Genomic DNA, 25413 nt, shown 5'->3' with positions numbered 1-25413 from the left:
TAGAAATGCGACTGCGAATCGGTCGCAGACGCAAGAACGTACGGGCGAAACGAAACCGCCGTCCATCGCGAGATGGACGGCGGTTTTCTTTTCGACGCCGATAAAACCGGCGCGCGACGCTCAGTGCTTGCGGTGCGGGCAGTTTTCCTTCGTGCACGTGCCGTACAGCGCGAGCGCATGCTCGTGGAGCTTGAAGCCGCGTTCCTTCGCGATCGATTGCTGACGGCGTTCGATCTCGGCGTCGAAGAACTCTTCGACACGGCCGCAGTCGATGCACACGAGGTGATCATGATGCGATCCCTCGTTGAGCTCGAATACGGCCTTGCCCGATTCGAAATTGCTTCGCGAAAGCAGGCCGGCTTGCTCGAACTGCGTAAGCACGCGATAAACCGTGGCGAGACCGATATCCAGCTCTTCGTTGAGCAGGCTTCGATACACGTCTTCGGCGGTCAGATGGCGCACCGGACTATGCTGAAAAATTTCGAGAATCTTGAGGCGGGGCAGGGTCGCCTTGAGCCCGATATTTTTGAGATCGGCGGGATTGGTCATGGCTAGGCATCCCTAGAGTACAATTCAAGGTTCTCATAGTAATGCGTTTTTCCAATTCCTGACATCCCGTGAGGAGTCAAGGCGAATCGGACGAAAGGGGCGCGGCCTCGGCGCGTCTCGCGTGAAAGGTCAAATGTTTTCAAAATCTTTATCGAATTGCAGGGAGAGCCGTCGCATGCGGGGAACCGTGATTGCAGCAACCTTGGCCGCATTGCTCGTCGGCTGTTCGGCGTACGACAGCGTTACGCAGAAGATCGCGCAAAGCATCACACCGTATCGGATCACGGTCGTGCAGGGCAACTTCGTTTCGCAGGAAGCGGCTAGTCAGATGCAGGTCGGCATGTCGCGCGACCAGGTGAAGCAACTGCTCGGCACGCCGCTTTTGACCGACATGTTTCACGCGGACCGCTGGGACTACGTGTTCTACTTCAAGCGCGGATCGACGTCCATCGTGCAGCAGCGTGATTTCGTCGTGAACTTCGCGAGCGACCGGGTCGTGAGCTGGTCGGGCGGCGAGAACCTTCCGTCGAACCTGGAGCTGCTCGCGGAAATCGACGGCGACAAGGGCGTCAAGGTCGCGAAGCCGGTTCCCGCGGCGTCGCCCGCGTCGTCGTCGGTGGCCGTGACTGCGCCGGTCGGCGAGCCGTCCACGCAGCCGAACGCTTCCGCGGCCTTCGCAGGCGACGCCAATCAGGAAGCCGCCCAGGCCGCCAACCGCGCGACGGCGCAAGTGGACATGCCTACCGGCCGTCAGCGTTCGTCCGCGTTCAGCAATGCGCCGACGACCTCGGGCGGCGCGCCCGGATCGAACAGCAGTTCCGGCAGCAATTCGCAGATTCAATTGCAGCGCCGGCCGCAGACGATCAACATTCCGGACAGCAGCGCGGTGGGGCCGGCGAGCACGTCGCCGACACCGGCCAACGCAAGCGGCCAGACGCAGTTCACCATGCCGCAATAAACACGGCTCTCTGGCCGCGAAGCGCGTCCCTCACGGCGCGCTTCGCGCCGGAAGGGCACAGCCGCATCATTCGCCGCGCGTTCGTCGCGCGACTCATCGAGAGACAGCCATGAAGATCGCCATCGCCGGCGCATCGGGCCGCATGGGCCGGATGCTGATCGAAACCGTTCTCAACGATCCGGACGCGCAACTCGCCGGCGCACTCGACCGGCCGGGCGTGCCGCAGCTCGGGCAAGATGCGGGCGCGTTCCTCGGCAAGACCACGGGCGTGCTGCTGACCGACGACATCGAGCGCGTCTTTGCCGATGCCGATTATCTGATCGACTTCACGCGCCCCGAAGGCACGATCGCGCATCTCGAAGCGGCGCTGCGCCACGGCGTGAAGATGATCGTCGGTACGACCGGTTTCTCCGATGAGCAGAAGGCGCAACTCCACAAGGCGGGCGAGAAGATCGGCGTCGTGTTCGCGCCGAACATGAGCGTCGGCGTGAACGTCACGCTCAAGCTGCTCGAATTCGCCGCGAAGCATTTCGCGCAGGGTTACGACATCGAGGTGATCGAGGCGCATCACCGGCACAAGGTCGATGCCCCGTCGGGCACGGCGCTCGCGATGGGCGAAGTCATCGCCCATGCGCTCGGCCGCGATCTGAAGGACTGCGCCGTGTACGCGCGCGAAGGCGTGACGGGCGAGCGCGATCCGTCGACCATCGGCTTCTCCGCGATTCGCGGCGGCGATATCGTCGGCGATCACACGGTGCTCTTCGCGGGCATCGGCGAGCGTGTCGAGATCACGCACAAGTCGGCGAACCGCCTGTCGTACGCACAGGGCGCGCTGCGCGCCGCGCGTTTCCTGCAAGGGCACGACAAGGGCTTCTTCGACATGCAGGACGTGCTCGGCCTGCGCTGATCGCTGCTTTCGACGATGGCCGCAACGGGCGTTATCCACTATCTGCAATCCGGCGATGCCGTCACGCACGCGGTCGCCGGCCTGCTGCTCGCCATGTCGCTCGCGAGCTGGTGCTTCCTGCTCGTGAAAGCGTGGATTCTCGCGCGCGCGAAGTGGCAGGGCCCGCGCGCCTTGCAACGCTTCTGGCAGGCGGCGAACCTGAAAGACGGCATCGGCGCCTTGCAGCGCGCGGATCGCGAGCGCGTGTTCCTGCCGCTCGCCGAAGCCGCGTGGCGCGCGTCCGAAGCCGAGATGCCCGGCGCCATGCTCGCGCGCGTCGAGCGTAGCGAGCGCGTGCTGCGCGCACTGCGCCACGCTTTGCTGCGTTCGCAACGAAGGCTCGAATTCGGCCAGGTTCTGCTCGCATCGGTGGGCAGCACGGCGCCGTTCGTCGGCTTGCTCGGCACCGTGTGGGGCATCTATCACGCGCTCGGCAGCATCGCGTCGAGCGGGCAGGCGATGATCGAAAACGTCGCCGGGCCGGTCGGCGAGGCGCTCATCATGACGGCGTTCGGGCTCGTGGTCGCAATCCCCGCCGTGCTCGCGTACAACGTGCTTGGCCGCTACGTGCGGCAGATTTCCGAGGAGCTCGACGGCTTCGCGCACGATCTGCACGCGTTCGTCTGCGGCCCGGCGGAGTAGGAGCGCGCGGCGATGGCGTTCGGCGGACTCGACAAGCAATCCAACGGCCAGCCGATGGCGGATATCAACATGACGCCGCTCATCGACGTCATGCTCGTTCTGCTCGTCATCTTCATCATCACCGCGCCGCTCTTTACGCACGCGATCCGGCTGGATTTGCCCAAGGTCGCGTCGCAGCCCGTGCGCGAGACGCCGCAGACCATCACACTTTCCATCGACGACGCCGGCAAGCTTTTCTGGAACGATACGCCGGTCAGTTTCGATCAGATGCGCGCGCGCTTCGCCGAGGCGGGGAAGGCGGCGCAGAAGCCGGAGCTGCATGTGCGCGCGTCGGGCGCGACGCGTTATGACGTCATCGCTCAGGTGATGGGCGCGGCGCAGGGGGCGGGGCTGGAACGCATCGGTTTCGTCACGCAGCCAGTGCGGCCGCCGGCAAAAAGCCAGGCGCAGGCCCCGGCGCAATAAGCGCGCGAGTTGCCGCGCATCGAACGGTATAATCGCGATTTCCCCGTTCGGCGGGCTTGGCTACGGCCAGCAGGCCCGAATTCCGACGCCGCGCCGTGTCAGCAATGCCGCAGCGCTTGGACTCGCCGCCCGACGCACTGAAGCGAAAGCGGCCGGTCCCGAGGTCCGTTCCCAGCATTTGCCGAAAGCCAAACCACACCATGCACGATAAATACGTACCCGCCGACGTCGAATCCGCCGCGCAGAGCAACTGGCGCGCGAACGACGTCTACCGGACGACCGAGACGTCGGCCAAGCCCAAGTTCTACTGCGTCTCGATGCTGCCGTATCCGTCGGGCAAGCTGCATATGGGGCACGTGCGCAACTACACCATCAACGACGTGATGTACCGCTATCTGCGCATGAACGGTTACAACACGCTGATGCCGATGGGCTGGGACGCGTTCGGCATGCCCGCGGAAAACGCGGCGATGGCCAACCACGTGCCGCCGGCGAAGTGGACGTACGAGAACATCGCGTACATGAAGAAGCAGATGCAGTCGATGGGTCTCGCCATCGACTGGTCGCGCGAAGTCGCCACCTGCTCGCCGGATTACTACAAGTGGAACCAGTGGCTGTTCCTCAAGATGCTCGAAAAGGGCATCGCGTACAAGAAAACGGGCACGGTGAACTGGGACCCGGTCGATCAGACCGTGCTCGCGAACGAACAGGTCATCGACGGGCGCGGCTGGCGCTCGGGCGCGCTCGTCGAAAAGCGCGAAATCCCGATGTACTACCTGCGCATCACCGATTACGCGGATCAACTGCTCGACGATCTCGAAGGCCTCGGCTGGCCCGAGCGCGTCAAGATCATGCAGCAGAACTGGATCGGCAAGAGTTTCGGCGTGAACTTCGGCTTCCCGTATGAAATCGACGGCGAAGCGAAACTGCTGCGCGTCTTTACTACGCGCGCCGACACGATCATGGGCGTCACCTTCGCGGCGGTCGCGGCAGAGCATCCGCTCGCCACGCGCCTCGCGCGCGATAACGCCGACTTGCAGGCGTTCATCGACGAATGCAAGCGCGGCGGCGTCGCGGAAGCCGACGTCGCGACGATGGAAAAGAAGGGCGTGCCGACCGGCTTCTTCGTTACGCATCCGCTGACGGGCGCTCAGGTCGAGGTGTGGATCGGCAATTACGTGCTGATGTCCTACGGCGAAGGCGCGGTCATGGGCGTGCCGTCGCACGACGAGCGCGACTTCGCGTTCGCGAAGAAGTACGGCTTGCCGATCAATCAGGTCATCGAGATCGAAGGCAAGACGTATTCGACCGACGCCTGGGAAGAATGGTACGGCGACAAGACCGCGGGCAGGCTGATCAATAGCGGCAAGTACGACGGCATGACCACGGAAGAAGCGATCAACGCGATCGCCGCGGACCTGAAAGCGAAGGATCTCGGCGACAAGCAGGTCACGTGGCGTCTGCGTGACTGGGGCATCTCGCGCCAGCGTTACTGGGGCACGCCGATTCCGATCATCCACTGCCCGAGCTGCGGCGACGTGCCGGTGCCGGAGAAGGATTTGCCCGTCGTGCTGCCGGAAGATCTCGTGCCGGACGGCACGGGCAATCCGCTCGCGAAATCCGAAGCGTTCCTGAACTGCGCGTGCCCGAAGTGCGGCGCGGCGGCCAAGCGCGAAACCGACACGATGGACACGTTCGTCGATTCGTCGTGGTACTTCTCGCGCTACAGCGCGCCGGATGCCAAGACGATGGTCGACGAGCGCACCGACTACTGGATGCCGATGGATCAGTACATCGGTGGCATCGAGCACGCGATTCTGCACTTGCTGTACTCGCGCTTCTGGACCAAGGTCATGCGCGACATGGGCCTCGTCAAGTTCGGCGAACCGGCGAAGAACCTGCTCACGCAGGGCATGGTGCTGAACGAAACGTTCTATCGTGAAGACGCGTCGGGCAAGAAGACCTGGTACAACCCGCTCGATGTCACCGTCACGCACGACGACAAGGGCCGTCCGACCGGCGCGACGCTGAACGCGGATGGTCAGCCGGTCGTGCTCGGCGGCGTCGAGAAGATGTCGAAGTCGAAGAACAACGGGGTCGATCCGCAGACGCTGATCGATCAATACGGCGCGGACACCGCGCGCCTGTTCGTGATGTTCGCGGCCCCGCCCGAGCAGTCGCTCGAATGGTCGGGCGCGGGCGTGGAAGGCGCGAGCCGTTTCCTGCGCCGCGTGTGGCACTTCGCTCACGGCAATGCCGAGGCGCTGCGCCATCACGCGAAGCTCGACGCCTCGAAGCTCGACGACGCCGGCCGTGCGCTGCGCCGCGAAATCTACACCGTGCTCAAACAGGCCGATTTCGACTACGGCCGCCTGCAGTACAACACGGTCGTCTCCGCGGCGATGAAGATGCTCAACGCGCTCGAAGGCGCGAAGAGCGCGGGCGAAGGCCTGCTGAATGAAACCTTCGGCGTGCTGCTGCGCGTGCTGTATCCGGTCGTGCCGCATCTGACGTTCCAGTTGTGGTCCGAACTCGGCTACGAGAAGGAATTCGGTCCGCTGCTCGACGCGCCCTGGCCGAAAGTCGACGAAGCCGCGCTGGAGCAATCGGAGATCGAGCTCGTGCTGCAGGTCAACGGCAAGGTGCGCGGCGCGCTGACGGTCGCGAAGGATGCGTCGCGCGAGAGCATCGAACAGGCCGCCATCGCGCATGAAATGTTCGAAAAGTTCTCGGAAGGCCGCGCGCCGAAAAAGGTCGTCGTGGTGCCGGGACGTCTCGTGAACGTGGTCGTCTGATGCGCAAGATCAGGGGAGTCGATGTGAATCGTGAAGCCGGCATGAGCAGACGCTCGTTTCTGGCGCTGCTGGGCGGCGCGGCGGCGCTGTCCGCGTGCGGCTTCCAGTTGCGCGGCCAGCAGGATTACGCGTTCAAGCGGCTCGCGATCGCGGGCGGCACGCCGCAGATGGTCGCGCGCCTCGAACGCATGGTTCAGGGCGGCAGCGACACGGTGATCGTCCGGCCGTCCGAGAAGCCCGAGGCGACCCTCAATCTGTCGGAAGGCCAGGGCCTGCGCACGCTCAGCCTGAACGCGCAAGGCGTGGTGCAGGAATACGAACTGGTCTACAACCTGAACTATTTCCTGACCGGCGCCGACGGCACGGTGCTGATTCCGCCGAGCGCCATCGCGCTGAATCGCTCGATGACATATAGCGATCAGTACACGCTCGCGAAATCGCAGGAGGCGACGCTGCTCTACAACGACATGCGCAACGACGCCGTCGATCAGTTGACGCGCCGGCTCGCCACGGTGCGCTCGCTGCATCCGGCGCCGGGCGAGCAGACGCCGGGCATCGCGCCGCGGGCGCCGCTGCCGGTGCCGCCGCTCTGATCGACCGCAATCGACCGGCACATGCAACTGAAGCTCGACGCGCTCGAAGCGCACCTCGCGAAAGGCCTGAAGGGTCTGTATGTCGTCTACGGCGACGAGCATCTGCTCGCGCAGGAAGCGTGCGACCGCATTCGGGCGGCGGCGCGCGCGGGCGGCTTCACCGACCGCGCGGTGTTCACCGTCGAGCGCGGTTTCGACTGGAGCGCGCTCATCGGCGCGACGCAGTCGATGTCGCTTTTCGGCGACCGGCAACTCATCGAACTGCGCATTCCGACGGGCAAGCCGGGCAAGGAAGGCGGCGAAGCGCTGAAGACGCTCGCCGCCGCCGACAACCCCGACGTGGTCACGCTCGTCACCCTGCCGCGCGTGGACGGCGCGACGCAGAAAACCGCGTGGTTCACGGCGTTGACCGGCGCGGGCGTCGCGCTGAAGATCGATCCGATCGAACGTGCGCAATTGCCGATGTGGGTCGGCCAGCGCCTCGCGCAGCAAGGTCAGCGCGTCGCGCCCGGCGAGGAAGGGCGGCGCGCGCTGTCGTTCATCGCGGAACGGGTGGAAGGCAATCTGCTTGCCGCGCATCAGGAAATTCAGAAGCTCGGGCTGCTGTATCCCGAAGGCGTGCTCACCTTCGAGCAGATCCACGACGCCGTGCTGAACGTCGCGCGCTACGACGTCTTCAAGCTCAACGAGGCCATGCTGACCGGCGATGTCGGCCGGCTCGCGCGCATGCTCGATGGCCTGAAGGGCGAGGGCGAGGCCGCGGTGCTCGTGTTGTGGGCGCTCGTCGAGGAAGTGCGCACGCTCTTGCGCATCAAGCGCGGCGTCGCGGCGGGCAAGCCGCTTGCCACGCTTCTGCGCGAGAACCGCGTCTGGGGGCCGCGCGAACGGCTGATCGGTCCGGCGCTCTCGCGTGTGACCGATGACGCGCTGGAAAAGGCGCTGTCGCTCGCGGCGCGGCTGGATCGGCAGGTGAAAGGCCTGTCGGGCAGCACGGGCAAGCGCGGCAGCGAGCCGCCGCCCGATCCGTGGGCCGGCATGTTCGAACTGGCGATGGCCGTCGCGGGCGGCAAGCCAGCGCAGGCGGCGCCCGCGCCGCGACCGCGTCGCTAGGACGCTTTGTTGCAGGCTGTTGCAATTCGCGCAACGGCTTAGAATCATCCTCCTGGGTGTCTGTATTCGCATCGAAACGGATGCCGCCCGAAACGCGCTGAGAACCCCACGATGAACATCGATCAATACATGACCGACCTCGGCCGCCGCGCACGTGCGGCGTCGCGCGCGATGGCGCGTGCGTCGACGGCCGCGAAGAACGCCGCGCTGCTGGCGGTCGCCGAGGCGATCGAACGTGAGCGTGAGGCCCTCAAGCAGGCGAACGCGCGCGATCTCGCCCGCGCCCGAGAAAAGGGCCACGACGCAGCCTTCATCGACCGCCTGACGCTCTCCGACAAGGCGCTGAACACGATGATCGAAGGCTTGCGCCAGGTTGCCGCGCTCGCAGATCCGATCGGCGAGATCAGCGGGCTCAAGTTCCGTCCGAGCGGCATCCAGGTCGGGCAGATGCGCGTGCCGCTTGGAGTCATCGGCATCATTTACGAATCGCGTCCGAACGTGACGATCGATGCTGCCGCGCTGTGTCTCAAGTCCGGCAACGCCACGATTTTGCGCGGCGGCTCCGAGGCGCTCGAATGCAACACCGCGCTCGCGAAGCTGATCGGCGTCGGGCTGAGCGCGGCCGGGTTGCCGCAGGACGCGGTGCAGGTCGTGGAGACGGCGGATCGCGCGGCGGTCGGCAAGCTCATCACCATGACCGAATTCGTCGACGTGATCGTGCCGCGCGGCGGCAAGAGCCTGATCGCGCGTCTGATGGAAGAATCGCGCGTGCCGATGATCAAGCACCTCGACGGCATCTGTCACGTCTACGTCGACGACCGCGCGGATCTCGCGAAGGCCGCAGCTATTTGCGACAACGCGAAGACGCATCGCTACGGCACCTGCAACACGATGGAAACGCTGCTGGTCGCGCGCGGGATCGCGCAGCAGGCCTTGCCGCAACTCGCGCAGGCATTTCAGGCGAAAGACGTCGAATTGCGCGTCGATGCCGAGGCGCGCGCGGTGCTGGAAGCGGCGAACGTCGGCTCGCTCGTCGACGCGACTGAGGAAGACTGGAGCACGGAATATCTTGCACCGGTGTTGTCGATCAAGATCGTCGGCGGCCTCGACGAGGCGATCGAGCACATCAACACTTACGGCTCGCATCACACGGACGCGATCGTCACCGAAGATCACGACCGCGCCATGCGTTTCCTGCGCGAAGTCGATTCGGCGAGCGTGATGGTCAACGCGTCGACGCGCTTTGCGGACGGCTTCGAATTCGGCCTGGGCGCGGAAATCGGCATTTCGAACGACAAGCTGCACGCGCGTGGGCCGGTTGGGCTGGAAGGCCTGACATCGCTCAAATACGTGGTGCTGGGACGCGGCGAGATTCGTCAGTGAGTCGCCAGTAAGCCACCAATAACAATCGAGAACGATGCTCTGGATTAAATCGCTGCATATCGTGCTGATCGCCTCGTGGTTCGCGGGGCTCTTTTATCTGCCGCGAATCTTCGTGAATCTGGCGATGGAAACCGATCCGGCGGCCACCGCGCGTCTGCTGCTGATGGCGAAGAAACTCTTTCGCTTCATGACGTTCATCGCGGTGCCCGCGCTCGCGTGCGGACTGTGGCTGTGGCTCGTCGTCGGAATCGGCGCGGGGCAGGGGTGGCTGCATGCGAAGCTCGGCATCGTCGTGCTTTTGATCGCTTACCACGCGTACTGCGGCCGCTTGTTGCGTACGTTTCAGCGCGGCGAGAACACGCGCTCGGACAAGTGGTACCGGATGTACAACGAACTGCCCGTGCTCGGTTTGCTCGGCGCGACGCTGCTGGTGGTGATCAAGCCGTTTTGAGCAGCGGCTTCAAACCGGCGGCGTTTCTCCCGGGATAGGCGGGTTCACGAGGTCCAGCACCATTTCTCCGAAAACCTCCGGACGGCCTTCGAACAGACGTTGAACGACATTTCGTTCGAGCATGCTCGATCGCAGCGATTCGCGTTCCCTGCGATTCGTGGCGAGGCGCACGGCCGCATCGACATATTCTTCCACCGTATCCGCCACTAGCCATCCCGGCATCCACGCCCGCGCGAACAATGCGCCGTCGATGCGTTCGAACACCTCCGCTCCGGTTTTGCAGACACCGGGCAACCCGACGGTGAACGCATCGACGATTCCGTTGGTATTGCCGAATGGAAACGGACTCAGAAACATGTCCATCTGGTTCAGGCTGCGTATGTACTCGGGATAAGGCTCGAAGCCGTGGATCGTGAAACTTCCGGCGGGCAGCGTCTGATCGAGCAGCCAGCTCAAGTGCATGAGGGTGAAAACCGCACTGCCGCTCGTGAGGAAATGCAGATGGATATTCGCGCATCGCTCGACGATGGCCCTGCATGCGTCCAGGAAGCGGGGATTGAGCTTCATCATGCTGGCTGCCACGGCGATATGCGTGCGCTGGCGTTGCGGGGGAACGCCCGGCGTGAACATTTCGAGCAGAGCGGACGGCTGATAGGGCTGTCCGTCCTTCGGTAATCGCAAGAGCTTCTCGCTGAAGCACTCGGGATCGCCCACGAAGTCATCCTCGACGCTGATGTAGTCGATCCTTTGAGCATGCGTCGTCGCAGGATGGCCCAGTCCGGCGATCTGAAGCGGCGCAACGCGAAGATTCGACAAGAAGAGCGTCAACGGCGACATGCCCACGCTCGGCATGTAGAGGACATCCGGACGCTCTTTCTCCGCGAACTCCCGGACCTGCCGGACGCAACCGGGAAGGTCGGCGAGCGAAGGCAGATCGTAGGTTCGATCGAACAGACTGCGTCCATCGTCGCCGATGGAATCGGGCGGGCAGAGCGCCACCAGTTCGAAGTGCTCGCGGGCGGCCGCAAGCGTTCGGGAATGCGTTCGCATAATCGAATGCCCGCGGACGAAACGCTCCGCCACGACGAGCATGAGCGGCCGGGCTTTTTCGATCGGGCGTTCGCCGCCAGAGACTGCGAGATCCGTAAATCCAAACTGGTCGAGTTTCGCCCGTACGAGCGCATTGATGCCGCGCTTGACCGCATGGCGCCGGGCAGTCGAGGCGTAAGTGCAATGCATGTAGAGGGCGAACAAGCCACTTGCCTCCACGCGGCTCAGGTCGCCGATTTCCTCGATGTGGAGGGCAATCCAGTCCAGCCATTCCTCACGTCTTGCGTGCGCCGTTGCACTGCCGGGAAACAACTCGCCAGCAATGCCGATGCACAGATTGGCCGCCGCGTTTCGATCCAACTGCCACAGCGTGCGCATGTCGATGCTCAGACGCGACTCCGGGCTGAGCAGCAAACAGAGTCGCTTTGCGGCGTCGTCGGTGGGCAGCGATGCCGTGCCATCCGGCGAGATGACGGGGAGGAATCGCGCAGCGGCCGCGTCAGCGTTGCGCGTTGCACTCGCGCCGAACAGTTGCCAGATTCGCGGGCGTAAAGCCAGCAATTGGAGCATTCGCGTGTCCGTGATCTCGAAGCGAGCGCCGGACAGCATGCGTGCAAGGGCGGCGGACGCGCTCATCGTGAAGCGCTCGCGCTGCATGTCAGCACGCTCCGCCAGTTCCGCGGGAGATTCGGATAGGAGTCGGCCCAGATCGTAATAAGGCCAGCGCCCCAGCAATTGATCGAGACGAAAAAGCATCGCTATGGCTTCGTCATAAGCGCCATCGTCGATGCAGGATTCGAAACGTTCGAGAGAAAAGACTTGCATGTTTCGTGATGCCGAGAAAACCGCGGAAAACGCCGCTAGTGATCGAAACAGGTGGAAACGCCACCGGCAATCGCTCGCATTCCCAACGGTCGAGCCTCTACGCGTCGACCCGCCGCCGTTCCAGCACGTCCTTCGCTTCCGCGAGCTTCTCCGCCAGCGCCGGCCCACGCGCGAGGGCCAGCCCGACCACCAGAATATCGCCGATCGCGAGATGCGAGACGCGCGAGGTCATGGGCGAAAAGATGTCCGTATCTTCATCGACATTCGCAAATAGCCCTACGGTGGCCAAGCGTGCGAGCGGAGAATTGCCGTGGGTGATCGCGATCACTTTCGCGCCGCCGCTCAGTGCGGATTTGCATGCGTCGAGTATGTCTTTCGTGCGGCCCGTGTTCGAGATCGCGATAACGGTATCGCCCGGGCCGAGCAGCGCAGCCGAGGTGGTGTAGGTGTGCGGATCGGCGTAGGCGACCGAGGGCACACCGAGCTTGAAGAACTTGTGCTGCATGTCGAGCGCGGCGATGCCCGAGCCGCCTGCGCCATAGAACTCGATACGCCGCGCCTCAGCGAGGATCGCGATGGCCGCAGCGACGCTGTCCGACGACAGGCTGTTGCGCACCGCAATCAGCGCGCCGATGGTCCGGTCGAGCACTTTTGCGGCGACGCCGGCGGGCGGTTCGTCCGCGCGCACATCGCGATACACGGTGGGAACGTCCGCTGCTACGCCTTGCGCCAGGCGAATCTTGAATTCGCGGAAGCCGGAAAAGCCAAGCGCCTGGCAGAACCGCGCGATGGTCGGTTGGCTCACGCCCGCGCGCGCGGCGAAATCCGTCATGGAAAGGTCGAGCACTTCGCGCGGCGCCTCCAGCACATAGTCCGCCAGCTTGCGCTCGGACGGCCGCAGTTGTTCGCGCATCGCTTCGACTTGGGACAGCAACATCGGAAATCTCGCCTATGCTGAAAATTGCTTGGGACTATAGCCGATGACCGAGCTTGTACAAATACTACATTTTCAAACGCGTCAAAGCCTCAGGGATTTCCCTGATTCTCGCATGCGCAAGGTTCTCAGGCTATGCGGTCGCTTAACGAGATAGCATCGCAGCGTCGTTGTCATCGTGTAGTTTTTCTACTAATATGCCCGTACACGGCGAAATAGAAGACCAAGCGCCGTCCCTCGCAATGATCAACCAACCTCGACGGCAGGCGCGCCGGGAGTGAGACGAAGGAGCTTCGATGGTTTCCCCGCATTCGCAACTCAAAAAAGTCACCGATCGCATCATCGAGCGCAGCAAGCCGACGCGCGCGGCCTATCTTGCGCGCATCGACGCCGCGCACGGCATGTTCCCCGCGCGCGGCGCATTGTCGTGCGCGAACCTTGCGCACGGCTTTGCCGGACTCGAAGACAAGGAAAAGTTCGCGATCAAGGCGGTGCGCGAGCCGAACATCGGCATCGTTTCGTCTTATAACGAGATGCTTTCGGCCCACGCGCCCTACAAGAGTTTTCCGGACATCATCAAGCAGGCGGCGCGCGAGCACGGCGGCATCGCGCAGTTCGCGGGCGGCGTGCCCGCCATGTGCGACGGCATCACGCAGGGCAACGCGGGCATGGAACTGTCGCTGTTCTCGCGGGAAGTCATCGCGATGAGCACGGCCGTCGCGCTCACGCACAATATGTTCGACGCGGCGCTATGCCTCGGCGTGTGCGACAAGATCGTGCCGGGGCTGGCAATCGGCGCGCTGCAGTTCGGCCATCTGCCGACGATCTTCGTGCCCGCAGGCCCGATGACGAGCGGCCTCACGAACGACGAAAAAGCCAAGGTCCGCCAGGAATTCGCGACCGGCAAGTGCGACCGCGGCGCGCTGCTCGAAGCGGAAGCGGCGGCTTATCACAGTCACGGCACCTGCACGTTCTACGGCACGGCCAACAGCAATCAGATGCTGATGGAAGTGATGGGCCTGCACCTGCCGAGCGCGGCGTTCGTGCATCCGCACACGCCGCTGCGCGATGCGCTCACCGCGGAGGCGGCGCGCCGCGTGCTCGACCTGACGATGGAGCGCGGCAACTACACGCCGATCGGCCATGTCGTCGATGAAAAAGCGATCGTGAACGGCATCGTTGCGCTGCTGGCAACGGGCGGCTCGACCAATCACACGCTGCATCTGGTCGCGATTGCGCGCGCGGCGGGCATCGTGATCGACTGGAACGATTTCGACGAACTCTCGCAAGTGGTGCCGCTGCTCGCGAAGATCTATCCGAACGGCAAGGCCGACGTGAATCATTTTCACGCAGCGGGCGGCGTCGCGTTTCTCGTGCGCAATCTGCTCGAAGGCGGGCTGCTGCACGAAGACGTGCAGACGGTCGCAGGCCGCGGACTTTCGCACTATACGAAGGAGCCGAAGCTCATCGACGGCAAGCTGCAATGGGTCGATGGCGCGCCGGAAAGTCACGACACGAAAGTGCTGCGCCACATCGGCGAGCCGTTCCAGCCGGACGGCGGCCTGCGTCTGATGCAGGGCAAGCTCGGCCGGGGCGTCATCAAGATTTCGGCGGTCGCGCCGGAGCATCGCGTGGTGAAGGCGCCGGCCATCGTGTTCGATTCGCAGGAGCAAGTGCAGGAGGCTTTCGACAAGGGCGAGCTGAAGCGGGATTTCGTCGCCGTCGTGCGCTTCCAGGGCGCGCGCGCGAACGGCATGCCGGAGCTGCATCGTTTGACGCCGCTGCTCGGCGTGTTGCAGGATCAGGGCTTCCACGTCGCGCTCGTTACCGACGGGCGCATGTCGGGCGCATCGGGCAAGGTGCCGGCGGTCATTCACGTATCGCCCGAGGCGTTGTTGCAGGGACCGCTCGGCAAGGTGCGCACGGGCGACATGCTCGTGATCGACGCGCCCGCGGGCGTGCTCGACATCGAGATCGACGCGAAGGAATGGGACGCGCGCGACGTGCAGGCGCCGCTGCATCAGGCGGAGAACGAAGTGGGCTTCGGGCGCGAGCTGTTCGGCGTGTTCCGTAGCGCGGCGTTGCCGGCGGAAGAGGGTGCGTCGGTATTCGGCGCGCTGATCGGCGCGATGTCGCCGCACGACGGCCACGCCCATGCCACGGCGCCCGGGCACGAACGCAATCCGCTGCGCGAAAACGCGCGCGCGGCGGCATCGGCGTTGAACAAGGCGCACGCCACGCGTCACTGAGCGGCATCCATCAGGCACAGACAAGGAGCATCAATGAAAACGGTAAGTGAAATCGTGCGTCTCGGGCCGGTCATTCCGGTTCTGGCTTTCGATTCGGTCGAGCAGGGCGAAAACGTGTCGCGCGCGTTGCATGCGGGCGGCGTGAAAGTGCTGGAGATTACGCTGCGCACGGCGGCGGGCATCGCCGCGATCGAGCGCGCGAGTCAACTGGCGGACGATATCGTCGTTGGCGTGGGCACCATCACGAAGCCGGAGCACTGCGCGCAGGCGAAGAAAGCGGGCGCGCAATTCGGCGTGTCGCCCGGCCTGACGAAGGACATGCACAAGGCCGCGCAGGACGCCGGATTGCCGCTGCTGCCGGGCGTCATGACGCCGAGCGACATCATCACGGCGATGGAACTGGGCTACGAGATCGTCAAGTTCTTCCCGGCGCAGCAGGCGGGCGGCATTCCGATGCTGCAAGCCTTCTACGGTCCGTTTCCGAATCTGAAAATCTGTCCGACGGGCGGCATCACGGCCGAAACCGCGACGAGCTTCCTCGCGCAACCGAACGTGGTGTGCGTCGGCGGATCGTGGCTGACGCCGAAAGCGGCGCTCGCCGCGCAGGACTGGGCGGAAGTCACGCGGCTCGCACGGGCGGCAAGCGAACTCGCGCCGCATCAGTAAGCGCATCACCTACGGCGCGCACTTGCCCCATCGCGGGCGTGCGCGCCGCTTTCATGCCTGCCGGCCACTCGTCGCCGGCGCCCCCACCTCGTTGTTTTCGTCTCGATCCTTCCGCTGCGAGTCGGCTGTCGATTTCAAATTCAAACTGCGCAATAGAAAATAAAAAAACGCGCAATAAACGAGTCATTAAGCGGCTCGGACTGATTTGAGATTCTGATAAGAGAAGTCTCATTAATCCCGCGTTTGCTGGGAATTTTCAAAATTTTTCGATATATTTGATACGAAAGACGGTTCGTTAAGAACTCTGGTCTCTCTGGAAAAGCCTCGCGCTCCGTGCCGGACGCCGTGCCTAAGCGAACGACTAGGCGAATTCCCATTTTCTAATCGCGTAAGCTGTGTCATTGGATACTGATTCGATGAAAATCCGTATTGGAATTTCAGTTGTTACTCATCAAGGGCAAAACATCTGGCAAAACGGTTTGGGCCAGAATGTGATTTTTCTGGCGGAAGCGTTGCAAAAGCTGCCCTTCGTCGAAACCATTTCGTTAATCGACGTTGGCGATCAGAACGCCATGCCGCCGCAGGTGGACACCTTATCGAAGAACCTGCGCATCATGCGCACCCACGACGCGACCGATGCGGTGGACGTGATTTTCGAAATGGGCGGCGCGCTCGACACGCCGTGGCTCGACCTGATGCGCGCCCGTGGCAAGAAGGTCGTGTATTACTGCTGCGGCCAGCCGTACGTGGGGCTCATCGAGGCGCCGGTGTTCGAGAAGCCGGTTCATGTCATGCGCCCGGATCGTTATGACGAAATCTGGCTCATGCCGAAAGACCGCCTTTCGGTCCCCATGATGCGCACGCTGCACCGGTGCGACGTCCATCTCGTGCCGTTCATCTGGCATCCGCAATTTCTCGAGCGGCGCATCGCCGAAGTGAACGAGCACGGGTTGCAGTACGGTTATCGGCCGCGCGCGGAAGTCGCAAGCGCGCAGGAATTCCGCGTCGCCATGTTCGAACCGAACATTTCCGTCGTCAAGACGTCGAGCATCCCCATGCTGATCTGCGAGGAAGCGTATCGTGCCGATCGCTCGAGCGTTTCGCACATGCACGTTCTTAACTCCATGCACATGAAGGACCATCCGACGCTCACGCACATGGCCAATTCGCTGGATATCGTGAAGGATGGCAAGGCTACGTTCCACGGACGCAACGATATCGTCGGTTTCATGTCGCAGTTCGCCGATGCAATCGTGTCGCACCAGTGGGGCAACGATCAGAACTATCTCTATCTGGATGCGCTCTACGGCGGCTATCCGCTGGTCCACAACTCGCCGTGGCTCGACGCCGGCTACTACTACCCCGCGTTCGATGCCCAGAAGGGCTCGCATCAATTGTTGAAAGCCGCGCGCGAGCACGATGCGACGCTCGGCGAATATCGCGTACGGGCGCAACGTGTGATCGATTCCGTGAACCCGTTCAATCAAGCCAACCTGGATGCCTTCGCGGACCGGTTGTTGCACCTCTGTAACCGTAGCGAGGCGAAGCTGGCCGTATGAAAAAGCAAAGCAAATCCCGCATGCCCGAACGGGTCAACGTCGGCGTGTCGATTTTTATCCGCAAGGGCGAGCAATCGCTGTGGGAAAACGGCATCTTCCAGAACTGCCTCTACCTCGTCATGCTTCTGATGCGTTCGCCGCGGATCAAGAACACCTACCTGGTGGCGGGCGGCGGCGATGGCGGTCCCGAGGATGCGAAGCGCTTCCTCTCCGATGCGCCGGTGCCGCTCATCGATATGGAAACGGCCATGTCGAAGCTCGACGTGATGATCGAAATGAGCGCGCAGCTCAACCGCGAATGGTCGGTGAAGTTCCGTGAGCGCGGCGGCAAGGTCATCACGATGCGTGTTGGCAACGACTACGTCATCGATATCGAGCGCATGGTTTTCAACCTTCAGCATGCGCTCCTGATCTCGGGTGCTCCGTACGACGAAGTGTGGACCCTGCCCGAATATGAATCGAGCTGCGCGCCCTATTTCGAGACGCTGTTCCGCGCGCCGGTGAAGCTCATGCCGCACCTGTGGAGTCCGGTCGTGCTCGAACGGGAAGCGGCAAAGCTGCCGCAGGAATTCAGCTTTGGCTATCAACCGGGGCGTTCCCGCTGGCGCGTCGGCATCTTCGAGCCGAATGTCTGCATGGTCAAGACGAGCTATATCCCGTTGCTGGCGTGCGAGGCGGCGCATCGGGCCAATCCGGACATGATCGAGCGCGTGTGGGCCTACAACACGTTCAAGCTCAAGGATCAGGCGGCGTTTGTCGGATTCGCGCAAAGCCTGGACATCAACAAGCACGGCCTCGCGTCTTTCGAGGGGCGGTTTCCGTTTGCGCAGATCGTGCCGCGGTCGGTGGATGCGGTCGTCAGCCATCATTGGGAAAACGCCCAGAATTACGTGTACTACGAGGCGCTGTACGGCGGCTACCCGTTGATCCACAACTCGCACCTGATCGGCGATTGCGGCTACCGCTATCACGATTTCGACTGCGAAGAGGGTGGCCAGGCGCTCAGGCGCGCGTTTGAAGTGCACGACGCGAACCTTGACGACTATCGTGCAACGGCGAAAGCGTTCCTGCGCAAACTCGATCCTGAGAGCGAAGAGAACGTACGCATTTACACAGAAGCGATCGAAGCCGTTTTCGCAAGAACATGACCTTCAAATTCAGCAAATTCGCATTGATGTACTTGGAGTAACGGGCAATGAAGAAACTGCGTATAGGAATCACCATCGGCCTGCATCATGCGGCCGAGACGCTCTGGAACAATGGCATCAAACAAAACGCCGTGTTTCTGGCCGAAGCGCTGCGTCATTGCCCGAATGTCGAAAGCGCGGTGCTCGTCAACACGACGAACGTGCCGATCACCGATCAACTGCCCTGGGACCTGAAGCGCTGGCCCACCGTCACGTTCGAAGATGCAAAAGACAACGTCGATGTCCTGATCGAACTCGGAGGGCAGATCGATCCAGCCGCTACCGACTATCTCAAGCGGCGCGGCGCCCGGCTCATATCGTACTGTTGCGGCTTCGAGTACGTTCACGCAATGGAATCGGTGTTGTTCAACAAGCCGAGCTTTGGTGAACATCTGTTCGTCAACCAGCGTTACGACGATATCTGGATGATTCCCCAGGTCGCCAACATCAGTCAGGCGTATTTCGAAGTGTTGCGGCGGCAAACCGCCCAGGTCGTGCCGTTCATCTGGAGCCCGGTCTTTCTGAACGCGCGCACGGAGCGGTTCCCGCAGTCAGGCGAATATCAGCCGCATGATGGCCCAAGGCGTTTGAGCGTCATGGAGCCGAACATCAATGTTGTCAAATTCTGTCTGTATCCGGCGATGATTGCGGAATTGGCATATCGCGAGCGGCCGGATTCGATTGCGCGACTGCAAGTGACGAACGCCGAGCATCTTGCAATAAATTGCAAAGAATTTATTTCGCTGATGAACCAGTTGGATATCGTCCGTGAGCACAAGGCGGTTTTCCTTGGCAGGCATGAAACGCCGGCCTTTCTGGCCGAAAGCACGGATATCGTGATTTCCCATCAATGGGAAAATCCGTTGAACTATTTTTACCTCGAAGTCTGTTGGCAGGGGTATCCGCTCGTGCATAACGCAACGTTGTGTACGGATCTCGGCTATTACTACGAAGCCAACAAAGTCAGCCACGGTGCTCAGCGGGTCGTCGAAGCGATCGATCAACACGATCGGAATGCCGACCACTACAAGTCAGAGCAACGTCGAGCGATCTCCCGCTTCGTTCCGGGTGCGGCTGAGATGACGGAAGCCTACGCGCGGCTGCTCGACGCGCTCCAGCGCAAACCTGCGCGCTAACGCGACACACCGGTAGAACCGGCAAGCGCTCCGAAGCGGATTTCCATCCGTCCGGAGCGTTTTCGCGTTGATGGCCTGCGGCCCCGATCGGCGGGCCGCCCTTACCTCGAACACGCTTCTTATTCTCATCGCCATTCGTCTGCGGACCGGTAGCGGGACGCAGAGCCGTTGGTTCGACAGAGCGCGAGACGCCCACGTTAAACGCATGGTGGCCGTCCATGCGAATCAGTTTTTTCTGAAAAGAATCCGAATCAAATATTTTTTATTGCCGACGGCTTCTGCGCTGGACGTTTTAGGACGAGTCCGCTTCAAGTGCGTATTCGTCGCGAATATCCTGCGCAGTGGTCAAAGGTGTTTTCCTTTTGTTTGTAAGAGACGCTCGTTTTCAGTGGGTCAATTCGGTTTATGAATAAGTCATACCGCAGTATTTGGAATGAAAAGGTAGGGACGTTCGTCGCGGTCGCGGAGACCGCGATGGCGTGTGGCAAGAAAAACTCTGGCGCAGTAGTGGATTGCATCGGCGGAGGTCGGGAAGAGCAGAGGGCATCCAGCGTTCCCTTCAAGGCTGTGGCTGGATTCGGAGCCGCTGTAGCGCTTCTTCTCGGTGCAACGCCTTCTTGGGCTCAGTATGTACAGACGTGTACCTCGTCGGGTTCCGGCGGCTAGAGGTCGACACCGACAGGCTGTTCATACCCGTCGACAGATTGCTGATGCCCGTGGAAGTCGACACCGACAGGCTGTTCACGCCAGTCGACAGCGAATTCACGCCCGTGGAGGTCGACACCGACAGGCTGTTCACGCCAGTCGACAGCGAATTCACACCGGTGGACAGGCTGCTGATGCCCGTGGAGGTCGACACCGACAGGCTGCTCATACCGGTCGACAGGCTGTTGATGCCCGTGGAGGTCGACGCCGACAGGCTGTTCAGGCCCGTCGACAGCGAACTCACGCCCGTGGACAGACTGCTGATGCCCGTGGAAGTCGACACCGACAAGCTGCTCACGCTCGTCGAGAGCGAGCTTACGCCTGTGGACAGCGAACTTACGCCCGTGGACAGGCTGCTGATGCCCGTGGAGGTCGAAACCGACAGGCTGCTCATGCCAGTCGACAGCGAATTCACGCCCGTCGACAGACTGCTGATACCCGTGGAAGTCGACACCGACAAGCTGCTGACGCCGGTCGACAGCGACGACACACCGCTCGACAGGCTGCTGATGCCCGTGGAGGTCGACACCGACAGCGAACTCACACCCGTGGACAGCGAATTCACGCCCGTCGAGAGCGAATCCACGCTGCTCGACAGCGAACTCACGCCCGTGGACAGGCTGCTGATACCCGTGGAGGTCGAAACCGACAGGCTGTTCAGCCCCGTCGACAGCGAACTCACGCCCGTCGACAAGCTGCTCAGACCCGTGGAGGTCGACACTGACAGCGAGTTCACACCCGTCGACAAGCTGTTCAGACCCGTGGAGGCGGATGCCGACAAGCTGTTCAAGCCCGTCGAGAGCGAGCTTACGCCCGTGGACAGCGAGCTCACGCCCGTGGACAGGCTGCTGATGCTCGTGGAAGTCGACACCGACAGCGAACTCACGCCCGTCGACAGCGACGACACACTGCTCGACAAGCTGCTGATGCCCGTGGAGGCCGACACCGACAGCGAACTCACGCCCGTCGACAGCGAGCTTACGCCCGTGGACAAGCTGCTGATGCCCGTAGAAGTCGACGCCGACAGCGAACTCACACCCGTGGACAGGCTGCTGATACCCGTGGCGGTCGAAACCGACAGGCTGTTCAGCCCCGTCGACAGCGAATCCACGCCCGTCGACAGACTGCTGATGCCCGTGGAAGTCGAAACCGACAGCGAGCTCATGCCCGTCGACAGCGAATTCACGCCCGTCGACAAGCTGCTGACACCCGTGGAGGTCGACACCGACAGCGAACGCACGCCCGTGGACAAGGAGTTAATGCCCGTCGAGAGCGAATTCACGCTGCTCGATAGCGAGCTCACGCCCGTGGACAAGCTGCTCATGCCCGTGGAGGTCGATGCCGACAGGCTATCGACAACGAGATCAGGCCCGTCGAGAGGCTCGTCACCGAACTATTGGTGGTGGACAGGCCCGTCGAGAGGCTCGTTACCGAGCTGTTGGTCGTGGAGAGGCCCGTAGAAAGGCTGCTCACCGAACTGGTCGTTGTGGAAAGACCGGTCGAGAGGCTGCTCACCGCGCTGTTGGTGGTGGACAGACCCGTCGAGAGACTGCTCACCGCGCTATTGGTGGTCGAAAGACCCGTCGAAACGCTGCTTACCGCGGTGTTCGTTGTGGACAGGCCCGTGGAAAGACTGTCGACACGGCTGCTGGTCGTGCTCAAACCCGTCGACAAGCTGCTCACCGAACTATTGGTCGTGCTCAAACCCGTAGAAAGGCTGCTGACCGCGCTATTGGTCGAACTGAGGCCCGTAGAGAGACTGCTGACCGAGCTGTTCGTGGTGCTGAGGCCGGACGAAAGGCTGGAAATGCCGCTGTTGGCGGTGCTCAGGCCCGTGGACAGACTGCTGACCGAACTATTGGTCGTGCTCAGGCCGGTCGAGAGACTGCTGACCGCGCTATTGGCGGTGCTCAGCCCGCTGGACAAGCTGCTTACTGAACTATTGGTCGTATCGAGTCCGGTGGACAGACTGCTTACCGCGCTATTGGTCGTGGAAAGCCCGGTCGACAACGAACTGTAAACGGTCGACGCCGAAACGGACAGGGAACTCAGCCCCGTCGACAAGCTGTTCACGCGGCTTCCAACGGTGCTGACGCTCGACGACAGCGAGTTTGTCGCCGTGGATAGCGAGGAGACCGACGTGGACATCGAACTCACGCTCGACGACATGCTCGACGAAGTCGAAGCCCATGTGGTCGACAACGAGCTGTAGCCGGTGGAGAGACTGGTCGAAGCCGAGCCCCACGAAGAGGAGATCGATGACACGCCGGTCGACATGCTCGATGACGCGGAGGTCCAGGCAACGGACAACGACGACATCGAGGTCGACATGGAACTGATGCTGGTGGACGGCCATCGGTGCGGGTAGCAAGGCGGCGGCGGACGACTCCGTGGCGCTGGGTGCAAACTCGGTGGCGGATCGTGCAAACACGGTGTCGGTTGGCGCGGCGGGAAGCGAGCGTCAAATCACCAACGTGGCTGCCGGTACGCAGGCCATGGATGCTATCAACGTGGGCCAATTGAACCAGGCAGTGGCTGAGTCCAACAGCTACACTGACCAGCAAGTTGGCGCACTGCAAAGCAACGTGTCCAATGTTGCGCGTACCGCCTACTCGGGTATCGCTGCGGCAGCTGCAATGGCGATGATTCCGAATATCGACCAAGACAAGGCCATGTCGGTTGGTGTGGGTGGGGCGTCTTATCAGGGCTACGCGGCCGCCGCCGTTGCTTTGAACCTGCGCGTTACTCAAAACCTGGTGCTGAAGGCGGGGGCAGGTACGAGCCGCAACGGTACGGTGTACGGAGCAAACGCGTCGTACCGGTGGTAAGGCGACTTATCCCGAGCCTCGGTTCGGGAGAGCCTGGATGGTCGACTGAAAAGTGATCATCCAGGCGGTTGCTAAGCCAAGTCACCTTCGGGAGAAAGACAGCTCCTGAGTACAACGCGAGTCGACCCGACTTGCCTTTTCTGAATACCGACGCCCGCGCGTCGGTATTTTTCTTTGTGCATCTGGAAAACCGGATCGCCGAGAGATAACGGGCGCGATTCCCGTCGCCGGCGAGTTGTCGCGTTTTTCCGCCGCTTTCCCAGCTTACAAGTAAAATTCCGTTGCCCAGCGCCGTGTTTGCGCTTGCCGGACATTGCCGCGGTGTGCAGTGCAGCGACGGCAAACGCATACATAGCGCAAAAACCTCAACAAAATCAAAGGAGGCGTTATGCCAGCCGTCCACGGGAGCATGCTTTTGCTCTACGCGGTGATCGCGATCGCGGTTCTGATCCTGATGATCGCGCGCTATAAGGTTTACCCGTTCCTCGTCCTCATGATCGTGTCCGTGCTGCTCGCGCTCGCGGTCGGCATGCCGATGGACAAAATCGTGAAGTCGTTCGAAACCGGCAACGGCAACACGCTCGGCCATATCGCCGTGGTCGTCGGCCTCGGCACGATGCTCGGCAAGATGATGGCCGAATCGGGCGGCGCCGAGCGCATCGCCAATACGCTGATCCATCTGTTCGGCGAGAAGAACATCCACTGGGCGATGATGGTCGTCGCGATCATCGTCGGCTTGCCGGTGTTCTTCGAGGTCGGCTTCGTGCTGCTGATTCCGATCGCGTTCAACGTAGCCAAGCGCACGGGCAAGTCGCTGCTGCTGATCGGTCTGCCGATGGTCGCCGGCCTTTCGGTCGTGCACGGTCTGATCCCGCCGCACCCGGCCGCGTTGCTTGCGGTGCAGCAATATCACGCGGATATCGGCAAGACGATCGCTTACGGTCTGATTGTCGGCGTGCCGACCGCGATCGTCGCGGGCCCGCTGTTTGCGCTCCTGATCCACAAGTACATCAAACTGCCGGATGCCAACGCGCTCGCCGACCAGTTCACCGAAAAGCACGGCGATACCTCGGTCAAACGCGAATTGCCGAGTTTCGGCATCACGTTGTTCACGATTCTGCTGCCGGTCATTCTGATGCTCGTCGGAAGCTGGGCGGATCTGGTCTTCACGCCGAAAACCCTGCCGAACGACTTGCTGCGCTTCATCGGCCAATCGGACATGGCGCTGCTTATCGCCGTGCTGGTCAGCTTTTGGACCTTCGGCGCGGCGCGCGGCTTCAACCGCGATCAGATTCAGAAGTTCTGCGGCGAATGTCTCGCGCCGATCGCGGGCATTACGCTGATCGTCGGTGCGGGCGGCGGTTTCGGGCAGGTGCTGCGCGACAGCGGCATTTCCCAGCAGATCGTCGCCACTGCTTCGCAGGCGCATCTGTCGCCGCTGTTGCTCGGCTGGTTCGTCGCCGCCCTGATTCGTCTGGCGACCGGTTCCGCGACCGTCGCGATGACGACCGCGTGCGGCATCGTCGCCCCGATCGCCGCGGCGGCGGGCGGCCATACGAGCCCCGAATTGCTGGTGCTCGCCACCGGCTCGGGCTCGCTCATCTTCTCGCACGTGAACGATGGCGGCTTCTGGCTGATCAAAGAGTATTTCGGGATGACGGTCGGCCAGACGTTCAAGACGTGGTCGTTGCTCGAAACCATCATTTCCTTGATGGGCCTCGGTCTGACGTTCGTGCTTGCGGCGTTCGTGTAAGGAGAAATCGATGATTCTGATCGCAATGGGTGTGTCGGGCGCCGGCAAATCGCTCATCGGCGAGATGCTGGCGGAACGCCTGCACTGCGCGTTCACCGATGGCGACGCGTTTCACAGCGCCGCGAACAAGGAGAAGATGCACAAGGGCATTCCGCTGACCGACGAAGACCGCTGGCCGTGGCTGAAGACGATCCGCGCGGCGATCGAGGAGAAGCAGCGGGCGGGGGAGACGGCGGTGTTCACGTGTTCGTCGCTCAAGCGCTCGTATCGCGACATCCTGCGCGACGGCGACCGGGACGTGTGCTTCGTCTATCTGCACGGCACCATGGAGATCCTGCGCGAACGGCTGGGCTCGCGCACGGGCCATTTCTTCGATCCGTCGCTGCTGCAGAGTCAGCTGGACACGCTCGAAGAGCCGGGCGAGGACGAGGCGATCACGGAGAGCATCGAGCTCACGCCGGAGCAGATCGTCGACAACGTGATTGAAAAGCTGAAGACGCGTAAGTAACCGTCGTTAAGCGACAGTAAGCGCCAAGAAAAAAGCCCCGGATTTGAACTGCACCCCAAAAGTTGGACACCCGTTCAACGATTTGGGGTGTTTTTTCATGAGCAAGTACAGCGCACGACTC

At 62.3% G+C, this 25413-nt stretch carries 22 protein-coding genes and 1 pseudogene; 19 read left to right on the top strand and 4 right to left on the bottom strand.

Going from position 1 to position 25413, the window contains the following annotated elements:
• Nucleotides 1-120: 120 nt before the first annotated feature.
• On the bottom strand, nucleotides 121-549 hold the full coding sequence (gene fur, locus AWB70_RS28920; protein WP_014192256.1) for a ferric iron uptake transcriptional regulator: 429 nt from the start codon (nucleotides 547-549) through the stop codon (nucleotides 121-123).
• A gap of 175 nt (nucleotides 550-724) precedes the next feature.
• Here fur and AWB70_RS28915 point away from each other — a divergent pair, with 175 nt between their 5' ends.
• The 9 genes from AWB70_RS28915 to AWB70_RS28875 all read left to right on the top strand — a co-directional run bounded on the left by AWB70_RS28915 (nucleotide 725) and on the right by AWB70_RS28875 (nucleotide 9892).
• On the top strand, nucleotides 725-1507 hold the full coding sequence (locus AWB70_RS28915; RefSeq protein ID WP_053568764.1) for an outer membrane protein assembly factor BamE: 783 nt from the start codon (nucleotides 725-727) through the stop codon (nucleotides 1505-1507).
• A gap of 109 nt (nucleotides 1508-1616) precedes the next feature.
• Nucleotides 1617-2414, top strand: coding sequence for a 4-hydroxy-tetrahydrodipicolinate reductase (gene dapB, locus AWB70_RS28910; RefSeq protein WP_014192254.1), 798 nt, complete (start codon nucleotides 1617-1619; stop codon nucleotides 2412-2414).
• Between the two features lie 15 nt (nucleotides 2415-2429).
• Nucleotides 2430-3095: a MotA/TolQ/ExbB proton channel family protein gene (locus AWB70_RS28905; RefSeq protein WP_014192253.1), complete on the top strand. Its 666-nt coding sequence runs from the start codon at nucleotides 2430-2432 to the stop codon at nucleotides 3093-3095.
• A 12-nt stretch (nucleotides 3096-3107) separates the two neighbouring features.
• The gene (locus tag AWB70_RS28900) at nucleotides 3108-3560 is read left to right on the top strand and encodes an ExbD/TolR family protein (protein ID WP_053568763.1); all 453 of its coding nucleotides are present in this window, start codon (nucleotides 3108-3110) and stop codon (nucleotides 3558-3560) included.
• Between the two features lie 200 nt (nucleotides 3561-3760).
• Nucleotides 3761-6355 (top strand): leucine--tRNA ligase, encoded by a 2595-nt coding sequence (gene leuS / locus AWB70_RS28895; protein ID WP_053568762.1) that lies wholly within the window; start codon nucleotides 3761-3763, stop codon nucleotides 6353-6355.
• A 41-nt stretch (nucleotides 6356-6396) separates the two neighbouring features.
• Nucleotides 6397-6948, top strand: a complete 552-nt coding sequence (locus AWB70_RS28890; protein ID WP_053568822.1) for an LPS-assembly lipoprotein LptE — start codon at nucleotides 6397-6399, stop codon at nucleotides 6946-6948.
• Between the two features lie 21 nt (nucleotides 6949-6969).
• Complete coding sequence (holA, locus tag AWB70_RS28885; RefSeq protein ID WP_053568761.1) at nucleotides 6970-8058, top strand: DNA polymerase III subunit delta; 1089 nt, start codon at nucleotides 6970-6972, stop codon at nucleotides 8056-8058.
• Between the two features lie 111 nt (nucleotides 8059-8169).
• Complete coding sequence (locus tag AWB70_RS28880; protein ID WP_053568760.1) at nucleotides 8170-9441, top strand: glutamate-5-semialdehyde dehydrogenase; 1272 nt, start codon at nucleotides 8170-8172, stop codon at nucleotides 9439-9441.
• Between the two features lie 34 nt (nucleotides 9442-9475).
• Nucleotides 9476-9892, top strand: coding sequence for a CopD family protein (locus tag AWB70_RS28875; protein ID WP_053568759.1), 417 nt, complete (start codon nucleotides 9476-9478; stop codon nucleotides 9890-9892).
• 9 nt (nucleotides 9893-9901) lie between these two features.
• On the opposite strand, the gene AWB70_RS28870 is transcribed toward AWB70_RS28875, so the two are convergent.
• Both AWB70_RS28870 and AWB70_RS28865 read right to left on the bottom strand, forming a co-directional pair.
• A complete protein-coding gene (locus AWB70_RS28870) occupies nucleotides 9902-11698 on the bottom strand; it encodes a glycosyl transferase family 1 (protein ID WP_143281718.1) in 1797 nt (598 codons plus the stop codon).
• A 166-nt stretch (nucleotides 11699-11864) separates the two neighbouring features.
• Nucleotides 11865-12704 carry a MurR/RpiR family transcriptional regulator gene (locus AWB70_RS28865; RefSeq protein WP_053568757.1) on the bottom strand — a complete coding sequence of 280 codons (840 nt, stop codon included), beginning with the start codon at nucleotides 12702-12704 and terminating at the stop codon, nucleotides 11865-11867.
• Between the two features lie 293 nt (nucleotides 12705-12997).
• On the opposite strand from AWB70_RS28865, the gene edd reads away from it, so the two are divergent.
• From edd to AWB70_RS39745, 6 genes are all read left to right on the top strand, one after another.
• Nucleotides 12998-14950, top strand: coding sequence for a phosphogluconate dehydratase (edd, locus tag AWB70_RS28860; protein WP_045451035.1), 1953 nt, complete (start codon nucleotides 12998-13000; stop codon nucleotides 14948-14950).
• Nucleotides 14951-14983: 33 nt separating this feature from the next.
• Entirely contained in the window at nucleotides 14984-15616 is a 633-nt protein-coding gene (gene eda, locus AWB70_RS28855) for a bifunctional 4-hydroxy-2-oxoglutarate aldolase/2-dehydro-3-deoxy-phosphogluconate aldolase (protein WP_053568756.1), read from the top strand.
• Nucleotides 15617-16032: 416 nt separating this feature from the next.
• A complete protein-coding gene (locus tag AWB70_RS28850) occupies nucleotides 16033-17175 on the top strand; it encodes a DUF2827 domain-containing protein (RefSeq protein WP_321167007.1) in 1143 nt (380 codons plus the stop codon).
• A 20-nt stretch (nucleotides 17176-17195) separates the two neighbouring features.
• Nucleotides 17196-18323, top strand: coding sequence for a DUF2827 domain-containing protein (locus AWB70_RS28845; protein WP_235024382.1), 1128 nt, complete (start codon nucleotides 17196-17198; stop codon nucleotides 18321-18323).
• Between the two features lie 47 nt (nucleotides 18324-18370).
• Nucleotides 18371-19498 (top strand): DUF2827 domain-containing protein, encoded by a 1128-nt coding sequence (locus AWB70_RS28840; protein WP_053568754.1) that lies wholly within the window; start codon nucleotides 18371-18373, stop codon nucleotides 19496-19498.
• Between the two features lie 405 nt (nucleotides 19499-19903).
• Nucleotides 19904-20164 carry an ESPR domain-containing protein gene (locus AWB70_RS39745; RefSeq protein ID WP_075644239.1) on the top strand — a complete coding sequence of 87 codons (261 nt, stop codon included), beginning with the start codon at nucleotides 19904-19906 and terminating at the stop codon, nucleotides 20162-20164.
• Here AWB70_RS39745 and AWB70_RS39790 read toward each other — a convergent pair.
• Nucleotides 20160-22480, bottom strand: a pseudogene (locus tag AWB70_RS39790) (beta strand repeat-containing protein); the annotation flags it as partial. The gene AWB70_RS39745 and the pseudogene AWB70_RS39790 overlap by 5 nt on opposite strands.
• On the opposite strand from AWB70_RS39790, the gene AWB70_RS39645 reads away from it, so the two are divergent.
• The 4 genes from AWB70_RS39645 to AWB70_RS28810 all read left to right on the top strand — a co-directional run bounded on the left by AWB70_RS39645 (nucleotide 22419) and on the right by AWB70_RS28810 (nucleotide 25292).
• On the top strand, nucleotides 22419-22571 hold the full coding sequence (locus AWB70_RS39645; protein WP_159680334.1) for a hypothetical protein: 153 nt from the start codon (nucleotides 22419-22421) through the stop codon (nucleotides 22569-22571). The pseudogene AWB70_RS39790 and the gene AWB70_RS39645 sit on opposite strands and share 62 nt — an antisense overlap.
• A gap of 22 nt (nucleotides 22572-22593) precedes the next feature.
• Nucleotides 22594-23031 (top strand): YadA-like family protein, encoded by a 438-nt coding sequence (locus AWB70_RS28820; RefSeq protein ID WP_053568751.1) that lies wholly within the window; start codon nucleotides 22594-22596, stop codon nucleotides 23029-23031.
• Nucleotides 23032-23419: 388 nt separating this feature from the next.
• The gene (locus AWB70_RS28815) at nucleotides 23420-24784 is read left to right on the top strand and encodes a GntP family permease (protein ID WP_045451034.1); all 1365 of its coding nucleotides are present in this window, start codon (nucleotides 23420-23422) and stop codon (nucleotides 24782-24784) included.
• 10 nt (nucleotides 24785-24794) lie between these two features.
• A complete protein-coding gene (locus AWB70_RS28810; protein WP_053568750.1) occupies nucleotides 24795-25292 on the top strand; it encodes a gluconokinase in 498 nt (165 codons plus the stop codon).
• Nucleotides 25293-25413: the final 121 nt, after the last annotated feature.

The sequence above is a fragment of the Caballeronia cordobensis genome, assembly GCF_001544575.2.
In the GTDB taxonomy this organism is placed as follows: domain Bacteria; phylum Pseudomonadota; class Gammaproteobacteria; order Burkholderiales; family Burkholderiaceae; genus Caballeronia; species Caballeronia cordobensis.
This window is presented reverse-complemented; position numbering and strand designations above follow the sequence as displayed.

Bases quoted from the DNA above. Each gene is read 5' to 3' on its own strand.
- edd (WP_045451035.1), top strand. From the start codon at position 12,998: ATGGTTTCCCCGCATTCGCAACTCAAAAAAGTCACCGATCGCATCATC.
- AWB70_RS28875 (WP_053568759.1), top strand. From the start codon at position 9,476: ATGCTCTGGATTAAATCGCTGCATATCGTGCTGATCGCCTCGTGGTTC.
- leuS (WP_053568762.1), top strand. From the start codon at position 3,761: ATGCACGATAAATACGTACCCGCCGACGTCGAATCCGCCGCGCAGAGC.
- AWB70_RS39745 (WP_075644239.1), top strand. From the start codon at position 19,904: ATGAATAAGTCATACCGCAGTATTTGGAATGAAAAGGTAGGGACGTTC.
- AWB70_RS28845 (WP_235024382.1), top strand. From the start codon at position 17,196: ATGCCCGAACGGGTCAACGTCGGCGTGTCGATTTTTATCCGCAAGGGC.
- AWB70_RS28880 (WP_053568760.1), top strand. From the start codon at position 8,170: ATGAACATCGATCAATACATGACCGACCTCGGCCGCCGCGCACGTGCG.
- fur (WP_014192256.1), bottom strand. From the start codon at position 549: ATGACCAATCCCGCCGATCTCAAAAATATCGGGCTCAAGGCGACCCTG.
- AWB70_RS28810 (WP_053568750.1), top strand. From the start codon at position 24,795: ATGATTCTGATCGCAATGGGTGTGTCGGGCGCCGGCAAATCGCTCATC.
- AWB70_RS28850 (WP_321167007.1), top strand. From the start codon at position 16,033: ATGAAAATCCGTATTGGAATTTCAGTTGTTACTCATCAAGGGCAAAAC.
- AWB70_RS28900 (WP_053568763.1), top strand. From the start codon at position 3,108: ATGGCGTTCGGCGGACTCGACAAGCAATCCAACGGCCAGCCGATGGCG.
- AWB70_RS28870 (WP_143281718.1), bottom strand. From the start codon at position 11,698: ATGCTTTTTCGTCTCGATCAATTGCTGGGGCGCTGGCCTTATTACGAT.
- dapB (WP_014192254.1), top strand. From the start codon at position 1,617: ATGAAGATCGCCATCGCCGGCGCATCGGGCCGCATGGGCCGGATGCTG.
- AWB70_RS28815 (WP_045451034.1), top strand. From the start codon at position 23,420: ATGCCAGCCGTCCACGGGAGCATGCTTTTGCTCTACGCGGTGATCGCG.
- eda (WP_053568756.1), top strand. From the start codon at position 14,984: ATGAAAACGGTAAGTGAAATCGTGCGTCTCGGGCCGGTCATTCCGGTT.
- AWB70_RS28865 (WP_053568757.1), bottom strand. From the start codon at position 12,704: ATGTTGCTGTCCCAAGTCGAAGCGATGCGCGAACAACTGCGGCCGTCC.
- holA (WP_053568761.1), top strand. From the start codon at position 6,970: ATGCAACTGAAGCTCGACGCGCTCGAAGCGCACCTCGCGAAAGGCCTG.
- AWB70_RS28915 (WP_053568764.1), top strand. From the start codon at position 725: ATGCGGGGAACCGTGATTGCAGCAACCTTGGCCGCATTGCTCGTCGGC.
- AWB70_RS28840 (WP_053568754.1), top strand. From the start codon at position 18,371: ATGAAGAAACTGCGTATAGGAATCACCATCGGCCTGCATCATGCGGCC.
- AWB70_RS28890 (WP_053568822.1), top strand. From the start codon at position 6,397: ATGAGCAGACGCTCGTTTCTGGCGCTGCTGGGCGGCGCGGCGGCGCTG.
- AWB70_RS28905 (WP_014192253.1), top strand. From the start codon at position 2,430: ATGGCCGCAACGGGCGTTATCCACTATCTGCAATCCGGCGATGCCGTC.